Genomic DNA, 20,747 nt, shown 5'->3' on the forward strand with positions numbered 1-20,747 from the left:
CGTTCTGGCTCAGAGCTTCGCCAGGACGGTTTCGCCCCCGATCATGGTCTGGCCTTCAACAACGATCGGCTCAACACCCGGCGGCAGATACACGTCTGTGCGGGAGCCAAAACGGATCAGACCAAAGCGTTCACCAGCTTCCAGGTGCTCGCCTTCTTCAACGAAGCAGAGGATACGGCGCGCAATCAGGCCTGCGATCTGCACGACACCGATATTGCGGCCGTCGGGAAGGGTCAGGCGGATTTCGTTGCGCTCGTTGTGCTCTGAGGCCTTGTCGAGGCTGGCGTTCAGGAACTTGCCTGCATGATAGGCAATCTTCGTGACCTGACCGGCTGCAGGCATCCGGTTGATGTGCACATCCAGCACGGACAGGAACGTCGAGACGCGCCAGACCGGAGTTGTGCCCATTTCAAGCGCTGCCGGTGGAGCAACGAGAGAGACTGACGTTACGCGGCCATCTGCAGACGCCAGTACGAGATCTGATCCCGGTGGTGGTGTGCGCTTCGGGTCCCGGAAGAAGTACAGGCAGAAGGCAGAAAATGCGATGCCAGCCTTTCCGAGGAGACGCGTGAACCGCCAGGGCGTCAGGCGGCCGACGATGCCAACGAAGGCACCTGCAGCGAGGAAGGGAGTCGCAGCGCGATGCGGCGGCGACAGGACAAGTTTGAGGGACTGGATCAACGACATGGAACGCACTCTTACGGCACAGGAAGCTAGGGTCAAGAATTCGCCACAAAGAAGGCGTTTTTCAGGCAGGTTCTGCAACCTGTCTGGGGACGGTCACGCGCGCTTTTTCGTCCATCAGGGGAAGGCCTGCATAGACGTTCTTGCGAGCCACCACGATATGGACGCCCGCGCAGGGGTAGCGGATCATTTTTCCAAGGCGCTCTGGAAGTGTGCCTGAAAGGCGCGACAGCAGAGCAGGGGGCGTCATGAGGGCGCCAGTGTGATGCTCGATTTGGAACAGTCCCTGCTCCAGCAGCCGTGTCAGCTGTCTGGTGCTGAAGGGGACGCCGTGACCAAAAGGTGTTGCATCCGTATGGGCCCAGTAGCCGGAGCGGTTTGGCACGACGAGAATCAGGTAGCCGTCATCCGTCATGACTTTCCAGGCGGCGCGGAGAAACTCTGCTGCTGAGCGGGTGAACTCAAGTCCATGAACGACCAGCACCGTATCCATCGACAGGTCATCGAAAGGCAGGCGCCCGCTATCAATCAGGCAGTCCTGAACGATGTGGTGAAATGGGCGCTGGGTCTGGGGATGCTGCAAACGCGCAGAAATTGCGCACCCGGCTGTGGCAGGGCGATAGGGGCCGGGGTACCCTATCCCGAGCAGTCGACGCGCCCGGAGGTCTGGCAGGAGACTGTTCAATCTTCGGTTGAGGAGACTGGCTGTGCGTTGGCCTGCCCAGCTTTGATAGAAAGCGGCAGCATCTTCGGAACGGGTGCGTGTCAGGCGCGTCAGCATGGAAGTATCTAACCAGCAAGCTCAGTTCAGGGGAACTGTCATGTCACTTGATATTCAGTCCATTCCGGTTTTGTCAGACAATTATGTCTGGCTTTTGAAAGCAGAAGACGGGACGCGGGCTGTCGTGGACCCAGGCGAAGCTGGCCCAGTCATGGACGTGTTGGGAGAAGGGCGTCTTGATCTGATTCTTCTGACGCATCACCACGCGGATCATACGGGAGGGGTGGAAGCTCTTCGCGAACGATATGGCGCGAAAGTGTTCGGCCCATCCCAGAAGCAGGAATGGCTCCCCAAGCTGGATCGTGGCCTTGAAGATGGTGACAGCTTTTATATCGGATCCACGAAAGTGGACGTTCTTCTAACGCCGGGACACGCTGTCGGGCATCTTTCCTATGTTGTGCCTGAAGCGCCTGCGTTGTTCTGTGGTGATGTGCTGTTCAGTGTCGGATGTGGGCGCCTGCTGGAGGGTACAGCAGAAGAGCTGTATCGGAGTCTCCATCGTTATGATGCACTGCCTGATAACACGCTGGTTTGTGCCGGACATGAGTATACCCGCTCGAACGTCGCGTTCGCATTGCATGTCGATCCAGACAATCAGGCTCTGAAAGCACGGGCAGCGGAAGTGGAAACGCTTCTGGAAGCGGGGAGACCAACATTGCCAGTCTCTCTGGGAACGGAGCGGGCCACGAATCCATTTCTGCGAGCGTCCGATGTGTCGCAGTTTGCGGAATTGCGTCGGCAGAAAGATACCTTCTGAGGGCATGAAAAACCCCGCCTTTCAGGGGCGGGGTTTTTCTTTGGGAGGCCTCGGTTAGTGATGGCCGCCGAAGATGATCCTCTTGAGGAGTTCAGCGCCCACGCCAACGACGAGGACACCGCTGAGCCAGAAGAGTACGAACCATCCCACCCGTTTCATCCAGGCGACAGTGCCGGTTTTCTGGTTGGGCTTTCCGTACTCGATTCTCATGGCGCGAACTCCCTGAAGGTCAGTGGTAGTGATGCTCGTTCGTCACTTTTCCACGGAACACGTAGTAGGAATAAATCGTGTAGCCGAGGATGACTGGCAGCAGGAACATCGCACCGAACAGGACGAAAGCCTGACTGCTTGGTGGCGAAGAGGCCTGCCAGATCGTTATGGTCGGCGGCACGATATACGGCCACACGTTGATCCCGAGACCGGAGAAGCAGAGGAAGAACAGACCCAGTGTCGAGATGAACGGCAGCAGGTGGGACTTGCGGTTGCGCAGGCCCAGGAACAGCGCGCCAGCCACAGCTACGACAGCGACGGGAACCGGCAGGACCAGAGCAAGCTGTGGCCATTCCAGCCAATGCTGCATGTAGGTGGTGTGAAGCTGTGGCGTCCAGACAGATACAGCGACGATCGTCAGCAGCATCAGGCCGGCAAGGCCGTAGGAAACACGACGCATCGTATCCTGCAGTTCGCCTTCACAGCGCCAGATGAGCCACGTGGAGCCCAGAAGTGCGTAGCCGATTGTGACGGCGGCACCACAGAACAGTGCAAACGGCGTCAGCCAGTCCAGCGAGGTTCCGACGAACACGTTGTTCTGGACGGGAATGCCCTGCACCAGCGTCCCGAGGATCACACCCTGCATGAATGCTGCAACGATGGAGCCACCGCAGAAGGATGCATCCCAGAACAGCTGTGAACCGGGAGACTTCATCTTGAAGCGGAACTCGAAGGAGACACCGCGAAGGATGAGAGCCAGCAGCATGAACAGGATGGGCAGGTACAGCGCGGGAAGAATCGTGCCGTAGGCGACCGGGAAGACGCCGTAGAGTGCGGCGCCGCCGAAGATCATCCAGGTTTCGTTGCCGTCCCAGACAGGGGCGACCGTGTTGACCATGACGTTGCGGTGATCGTGATCCCGTTCCTTGAGGAACAGGACGCCGATGCCGAGGTCAAAGCCATCAAGGATGACGTAGAGGAAGATGGCTGAGGCCGCGAGAACGGCCCAGACCACGGGAAGCCAGAAAGCGGCGGATTCGGTCATGATCGCTTACTCCGCCAGACCAGCATTGTGGGGGTGATGTGAGACCTGCGTGGTACCAGCGGACATCTGCGGCTCGTGCTCGGACGGACCTTCCTCACCAGAGTGAGGCTCTTCTGCGAAGCTGCGCAGAAGAATGGTGATGCCACCTGCAAAGACCACAAAGTACACAATCACGAAGGCAACCATCGACGTCGCCATGCTCGGCAGAGCGATCTGGGAGACACTGTCGGAGGTCTTCAGGAGGCCATAGACCGTGTATGGCTGACGGCCGACCTCAGTCGTGATCCAGCCACACAGCAGGGCGATGAAGCCTGCCGGGGACATCCACAGAGCGACACGATGGAGCATCGCGTTGCTGTAAAGGCTGCCCTTCCAGCGCAGGAAGAGAGACCACAGACCAACCAGAACCATGAGCGAGCCAAGCGCGATCATGATGCGGAAGGAGAAGAACAGCAGCGGCGAATACGGGCGCAGATCCTTCGGGTAGTCCTTGAGGCCCGGCACCTTGCCATCGAGGCTGTGCGTCAGGATCAGGGAGCCGAGGAGTGGAATCTGGACCTTGTAGTGCGTCGTCTCGTTTTCCATGTCCGGAATACCGAACAGGATTTCCGGCGCACGGCCTTCGGAGTCCCAGTCGCCTTCCATCGCGGCGATCTTGGCAGGCTGGTATTCCAGCGTGTTCAGACCCTGCGTGTCACCCGCCAGGAACTGGACCGGAGCAACGATCGCGGCCATCCACATGGCCATGGAGAACATCAGGCGGACCTGTTCGGAGGCCTGACGGCCTTCACGACGCGCCTTCAGCAGATGCCAGCCAGCGACGCCAGCCACGATGAACGCGACGGACAGGAATGCTGCCAGCCCCATGTGCACGAGGCGGAACGGGAAGGACGGGTTGAAGATGATCTGCCACCAGTTACCCGGCAGGAAGCGACCTGTAGCTTCATCGATGATGTAGCCCTGCGGCGTCTGCATCCAGGAATTGGAGGCGAGAATCCACGTCATGGAGATCAGCGTGCCGATCGAGACCATGCAGGTGGCGCCAAAGTGTAGGCCTTTGCCTACGCGGTTCAGGCCAAACATCATGACGCCAAGGAAGCCGGCTTCGAGGAAGAAGGCCGTCATCACTTCGTAGGCCAGCATTGGGCCGAGGATGGGGCCAGCCTTCTGCGAGAACTGGGACCAGTTGGTGCCGAACTCGTAGGACATGACCAGACCGGAAACCACGCCCATCGCGAATACGACGGAGAAGATTTTCAGCCAGTATTTGAAGAGATCCAGATAGGCGCTGCGTCCCGTCTTGAGCCAGAGGCCTTCAAGAACGGCGAGATAGGCAGCAAGCCCGATCGAGAATGCCGGGAATACGATGTGAAACCCGACTGTAAACGCGAACTGAAATCGCGCGAGAAATAAAGCCGACAGGCCAAACATTGCGATGGTGCCTTCTGCTTGGGAGGCGGACCGCAGAACCGGCCCGCATGGACCCGTCAGCTACGCTCGCACCCTAGAAGTCAGGAATGAGCTGAGATCATGCGCACCGCACTGCACGCATGACCCGGATCTGAATCTTGAAAGCCGCAGCACGGGAATAGTTTTCTTTCCGCGCCATGGTTTTGACAAAAATCAAAACATTCCCTGCGTCTACTCGCGCAAATGTGACGCGTCAATTTTTTGTGTGGAGATTGTTTGCAAAAGTTGTTCGAGAGCAGGTGCAGCATGACCGTTCACGACGGAAACTTCTGCGACAACAGGATGACTTTCTGTCAGTCCGGATGAGGGTGTTGCGTGCAAAATGTGCTCAAGAAAGACGCGCGTGTCTGGAGCAAGCGAGGCCTGAAGGCGCGGAATATTCAGGATTTTTTCGGCGGCATCATGCCAGTTCAGAAGCGTCAGAGTGAGGTGGCCGTTGAGCGCTGGGTATGTCAGTTCACCGGAAAAGGAAAGATGTGCAGAAGTCGCTTCCGACCCCATCGAAAATGATGCTGTCTGCACAAGTAGGCGCTCATAGCCCTCAGGACTAAAAAGCGGGCTTTCAGGATGTGTGCTGGACGTCGTGAGAGCTACCACGAGATGAGCGTTGTGCAGTGGATACTTGGCAGCATTCAAAAATGATGTGCCGAGAGTGGAAGACAACACATCCAGTCCGAGGCGTGTGGTTCCCGCTGGGGCTTGGGGTTGGATGAGGATGCGTCCAGAAAGGCGGGACAGCGCGACTGTCTGATCCACAAGGTTCATTGCGATGGCGACTTGGGCAGAAGGGGCGTGGAATATCACGGTTCCGTCCTCTGAGATGTGCAGTCTCAAAGCTTCTGTGAGAATGGTTGCTCTGGCCGAAGAAGTGATAATGCGCGCAGCCTGACGACCAGGAATGGAGACGGTGAGGCCTTTTCTGACGATTTCCGTCCATGGTCCGCCAAGCCTGAAAGTCTCACCTGCCCAACCAGCCTCGAATGGTTGGGCAGGAAAATTTTTATGGCGGAGCTGGGGTTTCTGGATGTCGATCCATGCTCCGAAAGGCCAGCCTCCGCGCCGAACTTCTCCAGTCTCTACGGACCATCCTGTTGCTTTCAGGTTCGCGACTTCAGCTTCAATCCGCCCTTGCATTCTGGTGGTGACGTGATGCCACAGGGCGGTATCTGCAGCTACCACAACTGTAATGAAACAGAAGATGACAAGCGTGATTTTCAGGTAACGGGCAGTATTGGAAACTGGGTTCACTGGGCCTGTCTTTGTGTAACTGGATAAAGAGGCTGGTTCGATGGGCGGTATTTTATCCCCAAAACAGCATTCCGCGTGCAGTCATTGTTTGACAGCCGAGTCTATGGAAGGCGATCTGGGCACATTGAGGTCAGGGAATAGCTGAGAACCGCAGAAAAACGGGGTTTTTTAGCTACGTGTGGAAACTGTTGGGTTTCTTGAGATTCGCCCGAAGCCTGTGGCCTCAAAACTCCTTCTGTTCCGGCGGCGGCTAAACCCTCTGAAGCTCCACAGAGTTATCCACAGTATTGCGCGGTAATTCATGGGTTGCGCACAGTTCATCCCATGCTTCGTTCAGCGCGATCGTGAAGCTGTTGCGTCCCTCTGTGGAGGGAAGTGGCGCGCCGATGACGACCTTCAAAACACCCGGTTTTTTCCGCCAGGGTGATCGGTCCCAGAAGAGGCCGGAATTGGTGGCGACCGGCACGACAGGAACATTAGCCTGTCGGGCTAAAGCAATAATGCCCGGTTGGATGGGGTGGCGCTCTCCGGGGAGTGTGCGTGTGCCTTCAGGAAAGATAATAATCTGTCTGTCAGATGCGTGAGCGCGTGCGCTATCTTTCATCATAGTCCGCAGGGCTTTAGATCCAGCGCTTCGTTCCACAGGGATCATGCCGCTCAGAACAAGCATAGGGCCGACGAGGGGTATTTTAGTCAGTTCCGCCTTGATGATGTAGGTCGGGAGGGGAACCAGATTCATCCAGACGAAGCCATCGAAGAAGGACTGATGCTGGGATGCAATCAGGCTTGGGCCTGCAGGAATATTATCCCGACCATGAACTTCGATTTTCACGGAGCAAAGCTGTTCAAATCCAAACAGCACCGCTCTGGACCAGAGTTTGGCGTAGGAGAGTGCCAGATCCTGTCGCTTCATGAGGCGGATCGGGATTGCACCGAGGCCCATGATGACTGTGAGAATCAGGAAATAAAGATTGAACAGCAGGCCGCGAAGAATGCTCATAATTTTGTCTGCTCACCAGAAAAGCTGCAGTTGCACAAGAGGCCTTAGTGAGGCGTAAGGCCGATCTTGCCGTCTGGCAGGCCCGTCAAGTTACCAAGCTCTGCACCCAGAAGTTTGAAATATTCCCGGATGAGTAAGTGCAGGGTCTGGCGGGACAGGGGCGCTTCCAGAGCTGGCGGGAGAACCGGATAAGGCACAAGTTCCAGATCTGGGGCAGTCCGGCTGAGCTCTATAATGGCACGGCGAATGTGGTAGCCAGCGGTAACGACCAGCAGGCTGTGCATCTTGTGATCTCTGGCCCACGTCGTGGTCTCATAAGCATTACCAATCGTGCTAACGGCACGGCGACCCAGAGTGACACGGCTGGCCAGATCGCTGGAAAGCGTCTGGTTCTGAAGGCGCACCAGTTGATCGAGTGTAACATGGGGCCCGACGCCGGAAATTAGTAAAAGCTGGCCATATCCGCCCTTGAGAAGGGTGAGGGAGGTTTCGATACGGGATTGGCCACCTGTGAGGGTGACGATGCCATCGCAGACAGTGGCAACATGCGGTGGCTGTCGGGAATCGTGGATGAACCAGACGAAGCCAGCCGACCAAAGCACGGCAATAAGAAACAGCGCGGAAAGAAAGGCCCTCACGGCAATCGACGGAGCCACACGAGCACAACGCCCTGAGCTGTGATCCATCCCAGAAGAGCCGCAATGACGGGCAGGGCACCGAGCTCTTTCAGGAGGCTGAGAGGTAAAATGCGGAGTGTCCTCCACCAGCCATCTAGTGTTGTCGGAAAGGTGCTTGGGACGGTGGCCTGATGCGTGAAGGGGGCGAGGGTTGTGGCAAGGGAGGTTGTCAGTGGCGTGAGGAGGACGAGGCCAGCCACGCCGCCCATAAAGCTGAGGAGTGCAGCTCGACCGGCAATATGGCTGGAAATTGTAAAATCCCCGGCGCCAAGGGAATGCACGATTTCCACAGCCCGTTTCTGGGCAGCGACAGAGCGGCGGACAGTGATGCCAATGGATAAAACGGCAATCGCTGCGATCAGGATAACGGCAAGCCAGGCGCATCCGACGAGGCTTGTGCCCAAATGTTCAAGCCTCTGGCCCCACTGCATGTCTTCCTGAACAATGGCTTCAGGCAGCGTGTCGTGAATAGTGGAGCTTAGGTTAGCGTCAGGCGTGTGGGCGACGATGAGGACGGTGGGCAGAGAGAGGCCCGGCAGACCTTTCCGCGCATCCGTAGGCTGGCCAAGCCAGGGCGCCAGTAGATCCTGCACTTTGTCTGTGGAAAGCTTTTGCAGGTTGGTAACGCCCGGCAAGGCCTTGAGAGCGTGAATGAGTGCGTCCGTGCGATCTGAGGCGTTTGGAATGTCCGTCGGGATTTCGATCGTTGCAGCACTTCGGGCCGCCTGCGCCCAGCCGTCTGCAAGCGCTTGAACACCGGTCAAACCAGCAAGGGCCAAGCCAGCCAGCAGGGTCATGAGAGCAACAAGCAGAGGGAGGCTGCCTGAGCGCAGACCGGGAGAGACGCGGCGGCTCACGCTATCGCCTCATTTGCATGCGGATCGAGCGTGCCATCACGGAGCATGATGGATGGAGCGGGAGCATCGCGCACGAGACCTTCGTTATGCGTCGCGACAATCACGGTTGTTCCCAGATCAATCAGTTCCTGAAACGTTGCAAGAAGACGTCTGGCCTGAGAATCCTCAAGAGCGTTTGTTGGTTCATCGGCAAGAAGGATATCGGGTCGTCCGATCAGGGCGCGTGCAATGGCAACACGCTGCTGTTCGCCTCCGGAAAGAGTGGTCGGCCGGGAATGGGCATGCGGGGAAACATCCAGCCAGTCCAGGACGGCAAAAACCTCTTGTCGAATATCGCGTTCGGAGCGCCCGCGCAGACGCAACGGGAGGGCGACGTTGTCAAAAACATTCCACTCCCCGATCAGGCGGTAATCCTGCGGGACGAACCCGATGCGTCTTCTCAGGTTTCGGAGGGTGCTTCGGCTGGCGCCCGTGACTGGGGTGTTGAGAATATCCATTTGGCCTGAGGCGGGTTTTGCCCCGAGTGTCAGAAGCTTGAGAAGGCTGGATTTACCTGCGCCTGATGGCCCGAGAAGCCAGCGGAATTCTCCCTGAGGGATTGTCAGGGTCATGCCGTGCAGAACAGGCTGCCCAACGCCAGCAGGTTTCAGGGAGACATCGCGCAGGCGGATCATATGAAAACGATCAAAGGTGTTGCAGGCGTATTAACCATTTATTAACGACAACCTCGTCATATGGGCAACCCAGTTGAGGTCAGACCGAGGCCGGTACGGTCTGATTTTTGAAGGATACCGTGATGCGTGTTGAATGTCCCCACTGTCATGCTGTTTTTGAAGTGCCTGATGCACTTTTGGAGCAGGCGCGGCGGCTGCGTTGCGCGAACTGTGGGGATAGCTGGTCTTTACAAGAGACACACGAGCCGGAGCTTGCGCAAATTTCGACTGATGACTTGTCATCGCTCAAGGCTGAGACTGAAGAGCCTCCAGGCCCTGAAACATCACAGTCTTATCCTGTTGGATTGAGCGCGTCCGAAGCACGGGACGCTGCGAAACATGCGTTTGTTCTACATTCCCGGACAGTAACCCAAGGTCTGGGTAAGCCCGAGACTGTCGGGACGAAAATGATTGGAAGTCTGGGGACTTGGAGTGCCGCGTGGGGGCTCAGCCTCGTGGTGGTCGGCGGAGGCGTGGCTGCACTGTGGCACTGGAAGGCTGGAGAGCTAGTGACTTTATTGCCGGGTATCGGCCATGTCCTTACTCCCTGAGCCCGGGGTTTACATGTTGCGAGCAGCCAGCGCGGACAGGGTCGCTCCGATTGCGGCAAGTCCCATCAGGAGAAAGCCGTCGAACATGAGGGAGCCTGGGGTTAGCAGGTGACTGCCGATCTGAAGATGAGTCGGCAGGGTGCCCGCCACATGGTTCATGATGTCTTTCGCCTGCGGGTCGGCGCTTGCAGCACTCGTCGTAATGGCGTTCACGATGTGCGGAAGGATGTACCAGCCAAGACCAAGAATCAGGAGAAGCGGAGCGAGAAGCTCTGCGACCTGTTGGGCAAAGTAGAAGGCGAAATAGCAGATGGACCAGATGCCCGTCCGGATCAGCGCGCCGGTTGAAAGAGGGCCGCTTTCTCCGCTGCGGGAGTTGAGCAGGCGATCCGTCAGGTTGCGCGAGGGCTGAATGTCCATGAGATACGGCTTCCACTGATCCGGTAACGGGAGTTATCTTCGCCCCTTGGAAATCGGACGAACATCAGCTTCGGACTAGCTGCAAGAGGCCGTTAATGCAAACATTCCGTCATTCTCATGCTGCCTTCTGATCTTAAAGCTCCGCTCGGAGCCACAGAGACCGCACGTGTTCTGCTCGTGGAGCCGGATGATGCTCATGCCCAGCGGATCTGGCGTGTTCTTCTAAAGGAAGGCTTCACCGTGACTTGTCTCGGCAGCGGCGAAGCTGCTTTGGGAACGGTCGAGGATCTGATGCCTGACCTTGTGGTCGTGTGCTCTGAACTGCCCGGCATGACGGGTGGGCAGTTGGCGCGGCGTTTGAGGCTGGATGCCCTGACACGCACCATCCCGATCCTGATGCTGACGGAAGATGCTTTTCCCGGTGGTGAGCGAGAGGGGCTGGAAAGTGGGGCAGATGCCTATATTTCCAAATCCGCTCATCCTGACCTGCTGGTGTTGCGGATGCGAGCTTTGCTACGGGAAGGACCGGAGCTTCTTCAGGTGGATGAAGCCTCTCGCTTTCGCCGGGCAAGAATTGTCATCGTCAATTCTCCCCGTGAAGAGGAGGACGACGAAGAGATTACCGAGGATGCACCCGAGACAACGTTGGGGGAGCTGCTCTGGCGTGATGGGCATACGGTCACGTCTATCGAGCGTTCAGACGATCTGATTGATGGTGGATGGTTGCGCGGCGCAGATGGCCCGGACTGCCTGGTGCTGGAACTGGGGAGCGGAGACGAAGACCTCAAGTTTTGCCGCCTTCTGGATGCGCGGCGTCAGGCTGTTCTGGAAGCTGGTGGAATTCCGTTTCGAACGCTTGGCATTGTGGAGGCCTCACGCTTCCGGAGGCAGTCTTCTGGTGAATTCTTCGAGGCCGGCATTGACGATTTGGTTCCCAGCGACATTGCCATAGAAGCCCTCGCCATGCGGATCAGGACGCTGGCGCAGAGACGCATGGCGCAGGATGAGTTCCGACAGCAGGAAATTGAGCGGCAGCAGAATGCGCTTACTTTGGAAGCGGCAAGGGCGAAGGCCGAAATGGCTGAAGCTCTTGCGCAGGCAAATATGGAATTGGCGCGCACAAACGAACAGTTGATTCAGGCGCAGTCGAAACTCGTGCAGACTGCCAAGATGGCGTCGCTGGGTGAACTGGTGGCGGGTATCGCTCATGAGATTAACAATCCGCTAGCCTTCACGATTGCTCATGCCGATACAGTGGAGCGGACGTTGAAACGCCTTCAGACGCTGGGGAGCCCAGAGGATGGGGCGCCACTCATGCAGAAGGGGATTTCACGTCTGGAATCCATGAAGCTCGGGTTGCAGCGGATTCAAAATCTCGTTTTGAGTCTCCGGCGATTTTCCCGGCTGGATGAAAGCTCATTCCAGACAGTCGATGTTCCTGGTGCGCTTGAGACAGCATTGGCGTTGCTGGGACATAAGCTTGGCCCAGACATTAAAATTGAAAAGGATTTGCAGGCTCCGGCGCATTTGGTCTGTCAGCCTGCGTTTCTGAATCAGGTGGTTATGAACATTATTTCCAATGCGGCCGATGCATTGGCGGATATCTCGCCTGAGGGCGGCCCTGTGCAGGGGCGTATTGTGATCAAGTCCCGTCTTGAAAATGGCCGGTATGACATGACGATCAGCGATGACGGTCCGGGTTTGCCGATGGAACTGAGAAACAGGGTGTTTGATCCGTTCTTCACAACCAAGCCGGTTGGAACAGGCACTGGGTTGGGGCTTGCGATCGCTTATAGTGTGATGGAAGCTCATGATGGAATTATTGAAATCACGGATGCCCATTTGCCGGATGGCCGCGGAATAGGGGCGTGTTTCCGGCTCAGCCTTCCCGTCACAATGACGGAAGATGGACCGGTGGCAACGGGACGTTCCGTATGAGTGTGTGGAGCGTGAAGGGGCCATTACGTCCCCGTATCTTGCTGGTGGATGACGAGGAAGAAATCCTTGTCGCCCTGGAAGATCTGCTGGAAGACCAGTACGAAATTCTTGCAACGACGGATCCCCTGCGAGCTCTGGAGCTTTTGCGGGCGCATCCGGATGTCGCCACCATTATCTCCGATCAGCGGATGCCTGGACTGACGGGGGATCAGCTTTTGATGCGGGCCCGAGAGTTTTCGGATGCGCGCAGTATTCTGCTGACGGGCTATGCGGATCTGGATGCTGTGGTGTCTGCCCTGAACCTCGGGCAGGTGCAGGCTTACGTGCACAAACCCTGGGATTCGGACGCGCTTCGATCTTTGGTTGGGGAAGTGACGCAGCATTGTATTGCCCAACGGGCATTGCAGACGGAACAGGCTCTGTTGCGGGGTCTGATGGATGCCCTTCCGATGGGGCTTGTTTTTTCAGATGCTGAGGGGCGCTGTATTCGCAGCAACGTGCGCGATGAGGCTGCACAGGATCTGAACGACGAACTGATGCATTTCCCGGAAGTGCTGCGTGCTGATGTTCAGCAAATGCGAGACAATGTTCGTAGCACGGGGCAGGAAGAGCGGCTGGTTGCTGAAGTTCTGCCAGATCATGACGGAGGAACCGTTCAGCGCTGGCACGAATTGAGCCGCCTTTCTCTGGCGTGGCCGCAGGGTGTGCCGACGGAAGACCGCTGGCAGGTCAGCATGGACCGGGACGTTACGCAGCGAGTACTGATGGAAAGCCGTCTGCGGCAGGCGGACAAGCTTCAGTCCCTGGGCACATTGGCCGGGGGAATTGCGCACGACTTCAACAATCTTCTCGCTGCCATCTCCGGGTCCCTGGAATTGCTGGAAGATATGGTGGACCTGGATGAGACATCCGGTGCTCTGGTGAAGAACGCCATGGAATCTGCGCAGCGTGGTGCTGTGCTGACACGGCGGTTACTTCAGTTTGGACGTCCACGTGAGGCACGCCTGGCACCTGTGGCGTTGCAGGATCTTCTGCCGGGGCTTGAAGCGCTTCTGGTTCAAAGTCTCAAGCGCCGAAGTGGCGAAAGAAGTGTGGCCTGCAAGCTGTCGCTTGAGGATATGCCTGCTGACTTCCCCGCTGTCTGGTCAGATCAGGATCAGCTCGAAATGGCGCTTCTGAATCTCTGTGTGAATGCTCGGGATGCCATGACGCAGGGTGGGACAGTGTCGGTGTCGGCCCGTGTAGTGGGGCAGAAATTCAAAACGCTGCCTCCGGAATGCTGTCTGGATCGTGCGGTGGCCATTGATGTGGTTGATGAGGGTGAGGGCATGTCACCCGAGGTGATGAAGCGGATTTTCGATCCCTTCTTCACCACCAAAGATGTGGGGCGTGGAACAGGGCTTGGCCTTTCCAGTGTATATGGGTTCCTGAGCCGGAGTTACGGCGAGATCGTTGTGGACAGCACGCCTGGCAAGGGGACGTGCATGACATTGCTGCTTCCTGTCGTCCGAAGCGATGTTGTGGCAGATCGGGTGGCGGACGGTGAAAAACCTCATTCGCTGAAGGTACTGGTCGTCGATGATGAGGCGCCGGTTCGTATGGTGACGGAGGGTTTTCTTCGCCATGATGGGCATAATGTAGCCGCTGCGTCGTCTCTGGCGGAAGCTCTGACCCTGACAGATGAACATGGTCCATTCGATCTGGCTGTGATTGATATGCGTATGCCAGATCATGATGGCCCAACCTGCGCGGCCATTCTGATGGACAAAATGCCTGAGCTGAAAGTGCTGTTCATTAGTGGGCACACAGATGCGCAGTCTGAAAATGCGCCGTTGCCCAAGCCCTTTACACAAAAGGGGCTTCAGGATGCGATCAGGCGGTTGATGCAGGGGGCAATATAACCTGACGGGAGTGGTCCTCTTGTCAGGCGCTCCATCCGCACCATCTTTTTGAGTGATGTCTTACCAAATCACTCCCCACGATCCGGTCGGCTGGCATGGCACGACCATTCTTTGTGTCCGTCGCGATGGCTGGGTGGCCATGGCGGGGGACGGCCAGGTCTCCCTCGGGCAAACCGTTATCAAGGGTAATGCTCGCAAGGTTCGGAGAATTGGACCTCATAGCAATATCCTTGCGGGTTTTGCTGGTGCCACGGCTGACGCCTTTACCCTGCTGGAGCGGCTTGAAGCGAAACTGGAGCGGTATCCAGGGCAGCTTGAGCGGGCCTGCGTCGAACTGGCGAAAGACTGGCGCACGGACCGCTATCTGCGGCGTCTGGAAGCCATGATGCTGGTGGCTGACGCAGACCGCTCTTTCACCCTGACTGGAAATGGCGATGTGCTGGAGCCGGAAGACGGCATTGTGGCCATCGGCTCCGGCGGAAATTACGCACTGTCTGCAGCGCGGGCATTGATGACGGTGGACGGTCTGAGTGCGGACGAAATCGCGCGTCGGTCCATGAAAATTGCCGGTGATATCTGCGTTTACACGAACTATTCCGTGACGCTGGAAACATTAGGCGGGGAGGCCTCCTGAGATGTCTGTTCCAAATTTTGCCCCCCATGAAATCGTATCCGAGCTTGATCGCTTTATTGTTGGTCAGTCCGACGCAAAACGTGCGGTTGCCATCGCGATGCGTAATCGCTGGCGCCGGTCCCAGCTTCCTGACGGCTTGAAGGATGAGGTTGTTCCCAAGAACATTCTCATGATTGGCCCCACGGGTTGTGGCAAGACAGAAATCGCCCGTCGACTGGCCAAGCTGGCGCAGTCTCCGTTCCTGAAAGTGGAAGCGACCAAGTTTACGGAAGTTGGCTACGTTGGGCGGGACGTGGACAGTATTGTTCGGGATCTCGTTGAGGTGTCTCTGACCATGCTGCGGGATGGACGCCGCAAAGACGTGCAGGAGAAAGCTGAAGCCGCGGCTGAAACCCGGCTCGTTGATGCGCTGGTTGGCGAAGGAGCGACAGCCGACACCAAGGTGAAGTTTCGCCAGATGTTGCGAGATGGCGCTTTGGAGGACAAGGAAATTGAAATCCAGATTGCTCCGGATCCACAGCGCGGTAAGGAGAGCAGTGATATTCCAGGGCTCCAGCCGGGGCAGGTCATCAGTTTCAACGATATGATGAAGGGGTTCATGAACCGGATGCCTTCACGTAAGAAACTGAAGGTTTCGGTGGCCCGCGAGCAGTTAATCCGTGAAGAAGCTGACAAACTTCTGGATGACGAAGCCCTGACGCGCGAGGCGATTGAGCACACTCAGAACCATGGCATCGTGTTCCTGGATGAAATCGACAAGGTCTGCGCGACATCTGAACATGGAACGCGCAGCGGAGATGTCTCTCGTGAAGGCGTGCAGCGTGACCTTCTTCCGCTGATTGAGGGGACGACCGTCAGCACGAAGTATGGCTCGGTGAAGACGGACCATATCCTGTTTATCGCGTCCGGAGCTTTTCACATTGCCAAGCCTTCAGACCTTCTGCCGGAATTGCAGGGGCGTCTGCCTATTCGTGTGGAGTTGGCTGGCCTGAGCAGGGACGATCTGAAGCGTATTCTGCTGGAGCCTGAGCATTCGCTTCTGAAGCAGTATGTGAGTCTGCTGGGTACGGAAGGTGTGACGCTGGAATTCGGTGACGATGCCGTGGATGCTTTGGCGGAACTGGCGGCTGATATTAACGAGCGCGTTGAAAACATTGGGGCGCGACGGCTGGCAACCGTTCTGGAAAAGCTGCTGGAGGACGTCTCATTTTCTGCATCTGACCGGAAAGGCGAGACCGTGAGGGTGACGGCAGAGGATGTTCGTGACAGGGTGGCGCCGCTTGCCCGCAAGGGTGATTTGAGCCGCTTTATCCTGTGACGGAGACGTTTTTTGTGAGTGATGCCTTTCTTGCCCCTCAGGAAGAGACGGCGACCGCTGCCATCGAGGAAATTGAAGCCGAACTGGCGATGTTCGACGACTGGATGGAGCGGTATCAGTATATTATTGAAATGGGCCGCAAACTTCCGGCTTTCCCTTCGGACTGGCAGGACGATGTCCACCGTGTTCCGGGGTGTCAAAGCCAGGTCTGGCTCGAAGCGGAAGACCGTGATGGTAAGCTCTTCTTTGCTGGCGCTTCAGATGCGGCCATTGTTCAGGGATTGGTAGCCCTTTTGCTGAGAGTGTACTCAGGGCGAAGCCGTGAAGAGATCCTTCAGACGAGCCCGGTCTTTTTGCATGATATAGGGCTGGTCAAAGCACTGTCCACGAACCGTGGGAATGGTGTTGAGGCAATGGCTCAGGCCATCCTCAAGCGTGCTGCGGCCTGACGATCTCAGTATTTAAAAAAGCCCCTGTCAGCAGACGCTGACAGGGGCTTTTTTTGTTTGAGCTTAGTGAGCCGGCTGAGCAACTTGTGGGGCTGTTACGTCACACTTGGTGAACTTGCCTTTGGCATCCCGGCAGGCCTTTGGCTTCTTTGGGGCTTCACACTTGGTGAATTTGCCTTTGGCGTCCCGGCAAGGCTGAGACTTGGCATGTGCGAACTGGCCGCCGAAAGCGACGGTAGCGAAGGCAAGAAGAGCAAATTTGCGAAGGGTCATGCGTAGCCTCTGTGCAGTTTTTGCCCTGAACCGACAGGGCTTTCGACGCCGATTATGGAATGGACTGGCCTGCAGACACAAGGTTTCAGCGGAACCCGTCATTCCGGTCTTTCGCGTCTGATTCCCAGTTTATGTTGCCATGATAGGGAGCGGAGATGGGCTGCCCGTCTTTCATAGCCGGAAGGTATCTGGCCAGCGTGAAATAGGCGAGCGACACCCGTCGTAAAATTTCGGGCCCCGGGCTGGCGGTACAGTCATGCGCGATGCCTGCGGTATCAATCTGACAGGTGACGGCTACTCTTCCTGTAATATTCCTGTCGTTCGCAAAGTCTGGATAGTAGGGGCGTGGACTGTGCTCATGATCCACGACGGGGAGAGTTGCTGTTCCACGAGCCTCGAAGGGAATGGTCTTTTCCCATCGGCCTTCGATGGGTTTGCTGTCCTGGTATGCTGGAAGAAACTTGGACGAATAGGCATAGGCTTCTGCTGCAAGTGCGAAATCCGGTGCGCTCGCTGAAGTTTCGCAGCTTTGGGGCTGACCGTCCTTTGTGATGACGCAGACAATGTGCGCCGAACCCGAATGACGCAGTTCGAGTTCAGCCGGCGGATAGACGAGACGCCCGTGATGGCTCGGATCCAGCACCGCCGTTACGGAAGCAGTATCATCACTGTGGGCTGGAGACGGAGCGACGGCGATGAGGCCAAAGATGGCCAGAGCCATTCCAGATCGAGGAAAATGCATGATGCCCTTACTTTATGGAATATATTTCATAACGTAACGAGAGCTTAGAAAGCTTTTGCCGGGACTTGAAGACAAAAAAAGGGGCACCCGAAGGTACCCCTTTTTCTCGATAACCAATGGCTTACTCAATGATCACTTCTGATCAGCGAGGCTGTAAGCAATCAGGTCGTCGCCCATGACGGTCGGGAAGGAGTTGTGGCCACCAGCATAAGTGACAACGAACTGCTTTCCATTGACCGCATAGGTCATTGGCGTGGCTTGTGCGCCAGCTGGGAGGCGATCCTGCCACAGGGTCTTACCTGTCGTCAGGTCGTAGGCGCGGATGTAGTAGTCCATCGTGCCCGTCAGGAAGCCAACGTTGCCAGCCGTGGAGAGCGGGCCGCCGAGGCTCGGGACGCCGATCTTGATCGGAGGCAGCGGGATGGGCAGGGAACTGCCGTGCATGGAGTCACGGAGCGTACCGTTACGATGCTGCCAGACCACCTTGTTGGTGCGCAGATCGATACCGGCCACATAACCCCAAGGCGGCGTACGGCAAGGCATCTTGATGCCAAGCGGCAGCAGGACCGGGTCCATGAACGGATGCAGATCAACAGCATAGGGGATGCCGTAGTTCGGCTGCAGACCGGTTTCGCCACCGGAGCCCTTTGCGTTCGGTTCCGGCCATAGCGGGTTACCCGGACCACGGGGTACCAGACGGGAAACGAACGGCAGCGAGATCGGGTTGGCAAAGGCCACCTGACGCTGCGGATCGACAGCCAGACCACCCCATTCGAACATGCCAAGGTCGCCCGGGAAGATCAGAGATCCCTGGAGTGACGGCGGCGTGAACGGACCTTCATAGCGAAGGGAGTGGAAGTAGATGCTGCAGAACATCTGGTCGAAGATTGTGCCACCCCAGATATCGGAATCCGAGAGGGCTGCCTTCGGACGCAGGCTCAGCTGAGACATCGGCTGCGTTGGGCTGGTGTGATCGCCCGGTGCGGCGCCACCAGGAACCGGTGTTTCCGGAGCCGGGACGACTTCCTTGCCCGTACGACGGTCAAGAACGAAAATGTCGCCAGTCTTCGTCGGAACGTAGATGGACGGAACAATCGTGCCGTCTTTCGACGTGATGTCTACGAGGCTCGGCTGGGACGGGGCGTCCATGTCCCACAGGTCATGGTGAACGGTCTGGTAATACCAGGCCAGCTTACCCGTCTCTGCGTTCAGCGCGACGATACCCGGAGCAAAGCGCTCGGATTCCTTGGTGCGGTAACCGCCCCACTGATCCGGCGTACCTACGCCCATTGGGATGTAAACGAGGTTCAGGTTCTTGTCGTAGGACGACACGATCCAGGAGTTTGGAGAGTTCGGATGGAAGACCGGATGATCCGGATCTGGCATCTGGTTCGGGTCAGGGTTGGATGCGTCAAACACCCAGACGCGCTTGCCGGTATAAACGTCAAATGCCTGGGTTGCGCCCGATGCCTGCTTGATGGAGCCGTTATCGGTGATGGCGCTGTTGGCAATGATCAGCTTGTCGGTGATGACCGGCGGAGACGTCGGTTCATACATGCCCGGCGTGGTGTAAGGCTGGTTCGGCAGGCGCAGATCCAGTTCACCGTCGTTTCCGAAGCCAGAGCACTTTTGCCCGGTTTCAGCATCGACTTCGACAAGGCGACCGTCATTGACGGGCAGCACGATACGCTTGGCGCAATCGGTTGGAGCCGGATTGCCGTCGCTGTCCGTGGCATCCGCCGGTGTCTGGTGGAAGCTTACGCCACGGCACGTCAGATGCTGGAAGCCTGGGTTGATCTGCAGGTGCGGATCGAACGTCCATTTGACGTGCCCCGTTGCGGCATCAACAGCCCATAGCTTCTGGTGCAGCGAGCACAGATACAGCGTGTTGTCGAATTCAATCGGCGTGACTTCGTTGGTTGCTTCGCCCGGATCATTCGGTCCCATCAGATCCTTGGTGTGGATGTGCCATGCCACCTTGAGGTTCTGAACGTTGGACGAGTTGATCTGCTTCAGCGGAGACCAGCGATCGCCAGCCTGCGTGCGGCCATAGGCGTGCCACTCGCTGTCTGGAACGTTATCTGCGTCAACCGGTGCTGCGTTGGTGAGCTCTGTTGGCAGATTGCCGCTGATGTCGTGCGGGTCTGTAAAAAGACCGGCAGCAAGCACCAGTACGGCGAGACCGACGGAGCCTGCCAAGGGAAGGACAGATGCGCGTGTGCCGCCGATCTGGCGGGACACGAACGGGATCAGCAGCCAGATGCCAAGAATGATCACGATGTCGGAGCGGGGAACCAGTGCCCAGAGGTCGAGACCGACCACGGAGAGTTCCCATACGACCGTCGCGAACACTACAGCGGCAAAGAGCCAGAGTGCGGCCGGGTTACGGCGCCATGCGAGGAAGGCAGTCGCAAGAAGTGCGATGCCGAGGAGGAGATAATACAGGGGGCCGCCGAGGGAAACGGCCCATGCGCCGCCCACGGTAAGGATCGCGCCGCAAAGCGCGAAGACCGCGGCCGTGATCAGGGCCCAGAGCCCTGGCCGGGATGATGTGCTCATGATGTTCCTAGAGCTGTTATTTGGTGCAGCACTTGACCTTCGGACAAACACATAGAAGCGCGTTAAGAATCAAGATGTCAGATGGTTCATGTTGCTCACGTCACTGTGAGCGAGATCACAGTGACGTGACTTGAACAAAGGGGCGTCTTTTGCTTGCGCGTTAAAGAAAATAAAGTTCTTGGCGGAATCAGTCCGATGGGATAAGGCAGCCGCTCCGTGTACGCGTCCGGGCCATAAGTGGCATGCCCGGCCGTGCAGAGTCCCGCTCCGGTGGGACCAATCGTTTACGGCGAGGGAGACCGAAATGCCCAAGATGAAGACGAAGTCGTCGGTCAAGAAGCGGTTCAAGATCACCGCGACCGGCAAGGTAATGTGCGGCCCAGGCAACAAGCGCCACGGCCTTATCAACCGCCCGCAGAAGATGAAGCGCACCAACCGTGGTCCTCAGACCATGACGGATATGGACGCAAAGACCATCAAGCAGTGGGCGCCCTACGGGCTCTAAGGGAGATTAAGGTAC

22 protein-coding genes are annotated in these 20,747 nt (G+C 57.4%); 8 read left to right on the top strand and 14 right to left on the bottom strand.

Features of this window, described 5'->3' with window-relative positions:
• Positions 1-9 precede the first annotated feature (9 nt).
• Together HK24_RS01400 and HK24_RS01405 are read right to left on the bottom strand one after the other, a co-directional pair.
• Positions 10-687, bottom strand: coding sequence for a phosphatidylserine decarboxylase (locus HK24_RS01400; RefSeq protein ID WP_086633003.1), 678 nt, complete (start codon positions 685-687; stop codon positions 10-12).
• A gap of 61 nt (positions 688-748) precedes the next feature.
• A complete protein-coding gene (locus HK24_RS01405) occupies positions 749-1,465 on the bottom strand; it encodes a methyltransferase domain-containing protein (protein WP_086633004.1) in 717 nt (238 codons plus the stop codon).
• Positions 1,466-1,505: 40 nt separating this feature from the next.
• Here HK24_RS01405 and gloB point away from each other — a divergent pair, with 40 nt between their 5' ends.
• Entirely contained in the window at positions 1,506-2,222 is a 717-nt protein-coding gene (gloB, locus tag HK24_RS01410; protein ID WP_086633005.1) for a hydroxyacylglutathione hydrolase, read from the top strand.
• Between the two features lie 54 nt (positions 2,223-2,276).
• On the opposite strand, the gene HK24_RS01415 is transcribed toward gloB, so the two are convergent.
• The 8 genes from HK24_RS01415 to HK24_RS01450 form a co-directional block, all read right to left on the bottom strand.
• On the bottom strand, positions 2,277-2,432 hold the full coding sequence (locus HK24_RS01415; RefSeq protein WP_086633006.1) for a DUF2474 domain-containing protein: 156 nt from the start codon (positions 2,430-2,432) through the stop codon (positions 2,277-2,279).
• Positions 2,433-2,451: 19 nt separating this feature from the next.
• On the bottom strand, positions 2,452-3,477 hold the full coding sequence (gene cydB / locus HK24_RS01420) for a cytochrome d ubiquinol oxidase subunit II (protein ID WP_046901265.1): 1,026 nt from the start codon (positions 3,475-3,477) through the stop codon (positions 2,452-2,454).
• Between the two features lie 6 nt (positions 3,478-3,483).
• Positions 3,484-4,908 (bottom strand): cytochrome ubiquinol oxidase subunit I, encoded by a 1,425-nt coding sequence (locus HK24_RS01425; protein WP_046901266.1) that lies wholly within the window; start codon positions 4,906-4,908, stop codon positions 3,484-3,486.
• A gap of 210 nt (positions 4,909-5,118) precedes the next feature.
• The gene (locus HK24_RS01430) at positions 5,119-6,195 is read right to left on the bottom strand and encodes a DUF2125 domain-containing protein (RefSeq protein ID WP_086633007.1); all 1,077 of its coding nucleotides are present in this window, start codon (positions 6,193-6,195) and stop codon (positions 5,119-5,121) included.
• Between the two features lie 250 nt (positions 6,196-6,445).
• A complete protein-coding gene (locus HK24_RS01435; protein WP_086633008.1) occupies positions 6,446-7,195 on the bottom strand; it encodes a 1-acyl-sn-glycerol-3-phosphate acyltransferase in 750 nt (249 codons plus the stop codon).
• A gap of 44 nt (positions 7,196-7,239) precedes the next feature.
• Positions 7,240-7,833 carry a YdcF family protein gene (locus tag HK24_RS01440; RefSeq protein ID WP_086633054.1) on the bottom strand — a complete coding sequence of 198 codons (594 nt, stop codon included), beginning with the start codon at positions 7,831-7,833 and terminating at the stop codon, positions 7,240-7,242.
• Positions 7,830-8,729 (bottom strand): ABC transporter permease, encoded by a 900-nt coding sequence (locus HK24_RS01445; protein ID WP_086633009.1) that lies wholly within the window; start codon positions 8,727-8,729, stop codon positions 7,830-7,832. The genes HK24_RS01440 and HK24_RS01445 overlap by 4 nt, the downstream gene beginning before the upstream one ends.
• Positions 8,726-9,403 (bottom strand): cell division ATP-binding protein FtsE, encoded by a 678-nt coding sequence (locus HK24_RS01450; protein ID WP_046901269.1) that lies wholly within the window; start codon positions 9,401-9,403, stop codon positions 8,726-8,728. Before HK24_RS01450 ends, HK24_RS01445 begins: the two co-directional genes overlap by 4 nt.
• A gap of 122 nt (positions 9,404-9,525) precedes the next feature.
• Here HK24_RS01450 and HK24_RS01455 point away from each other — a divergent pair, with 122 nt between their 5' ends.
• A complete protein-coding gene (locus tag HK24_RS01455; RefSeq protein WP_086633010.1) occupies positions 9,526-9,993 on the top strand; it encodes a zinc-ribbon domain-containing protein in 468 nt (155 codons plus the stop codon).
• 9 nt (positions 9,994-10,002) lie between these two features.
• Here HK24_RS01455 and HK24_RS01460 read toward each other — a convergent pair whose 3' ends face one another.
• Positions 10,003-10,413 (bottom strand): hypothetical protein, encoded by a 411-nt coding sequence (locus HK24_RS01460; protein WP_086633011.1) that lies wholly within the window; start codon positions 10,411-10,413, stop codon positions 10,003-10,005.
• Positions 10,414-10,530: 117 nt separating this feature from the next.
• Here HK24_RS01460 and HK24_RS01465 point away from each other — a divergent pair, with 117 nt between their 5' ends.
• Genes HK24_RS01465 through HK24_RS01485 form a run of 5 tightly spaced genes read left to right on the top strand, consistent with a single transcriptional unit; the run spans position 10,531 to position 16,653 of the window.
• The gene (locus HK24_RS01465) at positions 10,531-12,351 is read left to right on the top strand and encodes an ATP-binding protein (RefSeq protein WP_086633012.1); all 1,821 of its coding nucleotides are present in this window, start codon (positions 10,531-10,533) and stop codon (positions 12,349-12,351) included.
• Entirely contained in the window at positions 12,348-14,252 is a 1,905-nt protein-coding gene (locus HK24_RS01470; RefSeq protein ID WP_086633013.1) for a response regulator, read from the top strand. Before HK24_RS01465 ends, HK24_RS01470 begins: the two co-directional genes overlap by 4 nt.
• A 55-nt stretch (positions 14,253-14,307) precedes the next feature.
• Positions 14,308-14,886 carry an ATP-dependent protease subunit HslV gene (gene hslV / locus HK24_RS01475; RefSeq protein ID WP_198942030.1) on the top strand — a complete coding sequence of 193 codons (579 nt, stop codon included), beginning with the start codon at positions 14,308-14,310 and terminating at the stop codon, positions 14,884-14,886.
• A gap of 1 nt (position 14,887) precedes the next feature.
• A complete protein-coding gene (gene hslU, locus HK24_RS01480) occupies positions 14,888-16,204 on the top strand; it encodes an ATP-dependent protease ATPase subunit HslU (RefSeq protein WP_086633015.1) in 1,317 nt (438 codons plus the stop codon).
• Between the two features lie 14 nt (positions 16,205-16,218).
• Positions 16,219-16,653 (top strand): SufE family protein, encoded by a 435-nt coding sequence (locus HK24_RS01485; protein WP_086633055.1) that lies wholly within the window; start codon positions 16,219-16,221, stop codon positions 16,651-16,653.
• Positions 16,654-16,716: 63 nt separating this feature from the next.
• On the opposite strand, the gene HK24_RS01490 is transcribed toward HK24_RS01485, so the two are convergent.
• The 3 genes from HK24_RS01490 to HK24_RS01500 all read right to left on the bottom strand — a co-directional run bounded on the left by HK24_RS01490 (position 16,717) and on the right by HK24_RS01500 (position 20,227).
• On the bottom strand, positions 16,717-16,926 hold the full coding sequence (locus HK24_RS01490; RefSeq protein ID WP_086633016.1) for a hypothetical protein: 210 nt from the start codon (positions 16,924-16,926) through the stop codon (positions 16,717-16,719).
• An 85-nt stretch (positions 16,927-17,011) separates the two neighbouring features.
• On the bottom strand, positions 17,012-17,668 hold the full coding sequence (locus tag HK24_RS01495; protein ID WP_086633017.1) for an energy transducer TonB: 657 nt from the start codon (positions 17,666-17,668) through the stop codon (positions 17,012-17,014).
• Between the two features lie 132 nt (positions 17,669-17,800).
• Entirely contained in the window at positions 17,801-20,227 is a 2,427-nt protein-coding gene (locus HK24_RS01500) for a glucose/quinate/shikimate family membrane-bound PQQ-dependent dehydrogenase (protein ID WP_046901278.1), read from the bottom strand.
• 304 nt (positions 20,228-20,531) lie between these two features.
• Between HK24_RS01500 and rpmI the strand changes: the two genes are divergently transcribed.
• Positions 20,532-20,732, top strand: a complete 201-nt coding sequence (gene rpmI, locus HK24_RS01505) for a 50S ribosomal protein L35 (protein WP_046901279.1) — start codon at positions 20,532-20,534, stop codon at positions 20,730-20,732.
• The last annotated feature ends 15 nt before the right edge of the window (positions 20,733-20,747 follow it).

The organism is Gluconobacter sp. DsW_058 (genome assembly GCF_002153615.1).
Lineage (GTDB): Bacteria > Pseudomonadota > Alphaproteobacteria > Acetobacterales > Acetobacteraceae > Gluconobacter > Gluconobacter cerinus.

What these genes read in the sequence shown, in the direction of transcription:
- HK24_RS01400 (WP_086633003.1), bottom strand. Translation starts at nt 687, where the DNA reads ATGTCGTTGATCCAGTCCCTCAAACTTGTCCTGTCGCCGCCGCATCGC.
- HK24_RS01405 (WP_086633004.1), bottom strand. Translation starts at nt 1,465, where the DNA reads ATGCTGACGCGCCTGACACGCACCCGTTCCGAAGATGCTGCCGCTTTC.
- gloB (WP_086633005.1), top strand. Translation starts at nt 1,506, where the DNA reads ATGTCACTTGATATTCAGTCCATTCCGGTTTTGTCAGACAATTATGTC.
- HK24_RS01415 (WP_086633006.1), bottom strand. Translation starts at nt 2,432, where the DNA reads ATGAGAATCGAGTACGGAAAGCCCAACCAGAAAACCGGCACTGTCGCC.
- cydB (WP_046901265.1), bottom strand. Translation starts at nt 3,477, where the DNA reads ATGACCGAATCCGCCGCTTTCTGGCTTCCCGTGGTCTGGGCCGTTCTC.
- HK24_RS01425 (WP_046901266.1), bottom strand. Translation starts at nt 4,908, where the DNA reads ATGTTTGGCCTGTCGGCTTTATTTCTCGCGCGATTTCAGTTCGCGTTT.
- HK24_RS01435 (WP_086633008.1), bottom strand. Translation starts at nt 7,195, where the DNA reads ATGAGCATTCTTCGCGGCCTGCTGTTCAATCTTTATTTCCTGATTCTC.
- HK24_RS01450 (WP_046901269.1), bottom strand. Translation starts at nt 9,403, where the DNA reads ATGATCCGCCTGCGCGATGTCTCCCTGAAACCTGCTGGCGTTGGGCAG.
- HK24_RS01455 (WP_086633010.1), top strand. Translation starts at nt 9,526, where the DNA reads ATGCGTGTTGAATGTCCCCACTGTCATGCTGTTTTTGAAGTGCCTGAT.
- HK24_RS01460 (WP_086633011.1), bottom strand. Translation starts at nt 10,413, where the DNA reads ATGGACATTCAGCCCTCGCGCAACCTGACGGATCGCCTGCTCAACTCC.
- HK24_RS01465 (WP_086633012.1), top strand. Translation starts at nt 10,531, where the DNA reads ATGCTGCCTTCTGATCTTAAAGCTCCGCTCGGAGCCACAGAGACCGCA.
- HK24_RS01470 (WP_086633013.1), top strand. Translation starts at nt 12,348, where the DNA reads ATGAGTGTGTGGAGCGTGAAGGGGCCATTACGTCCCCGTATCTTGCTG.
- hslV (WP_198942030.1), top strand. Translation starts at nt 14,308, where the DNA reads ATGTCTTACCAAATCACTCCCCACGATCCGGTCGGCTGGCATGGCACG.
- hslU (WP_086633015.1), top strand. Translation starts at nt 14,888, where the DNA reads ATGTCTGTTCCAAATTTTGCCCCCCATGAAATCGTATCCGAGCTTGAT.
- HK24_RS01490 (WP_086633016.1), bottom strand. Translation starts at nt 16,926, where the DNA reads ATGACCCTTCGCAAATTTGCTCTTCTTGCCTTCGCTACCGTCGCTTTC.
- HK24_RS01495 (WP_086633017.1), bottom strand. Translation starts at nt 17,668, where the DNA reads ATGCATTTTCCTCGATCTGGAATGGCTCTGGCCATCTTTGGCCTCATC.
- HK24_RS01500 (WP_046901278.1), bottom strand. Translation starts at nt 20,227, where the DNA reads ATGAGCACATCATCCCGGCCAGGGCTCTGGGCCCTGATCACGGCCGCG.
- rpmI (WP_046901279.1), top strand. Translation starts at nt 20,532, where the DNA reads ATGCCCAAGATGAAGACGAAGTCGTCGGTCAAGAAGCGGTTCAAGATC.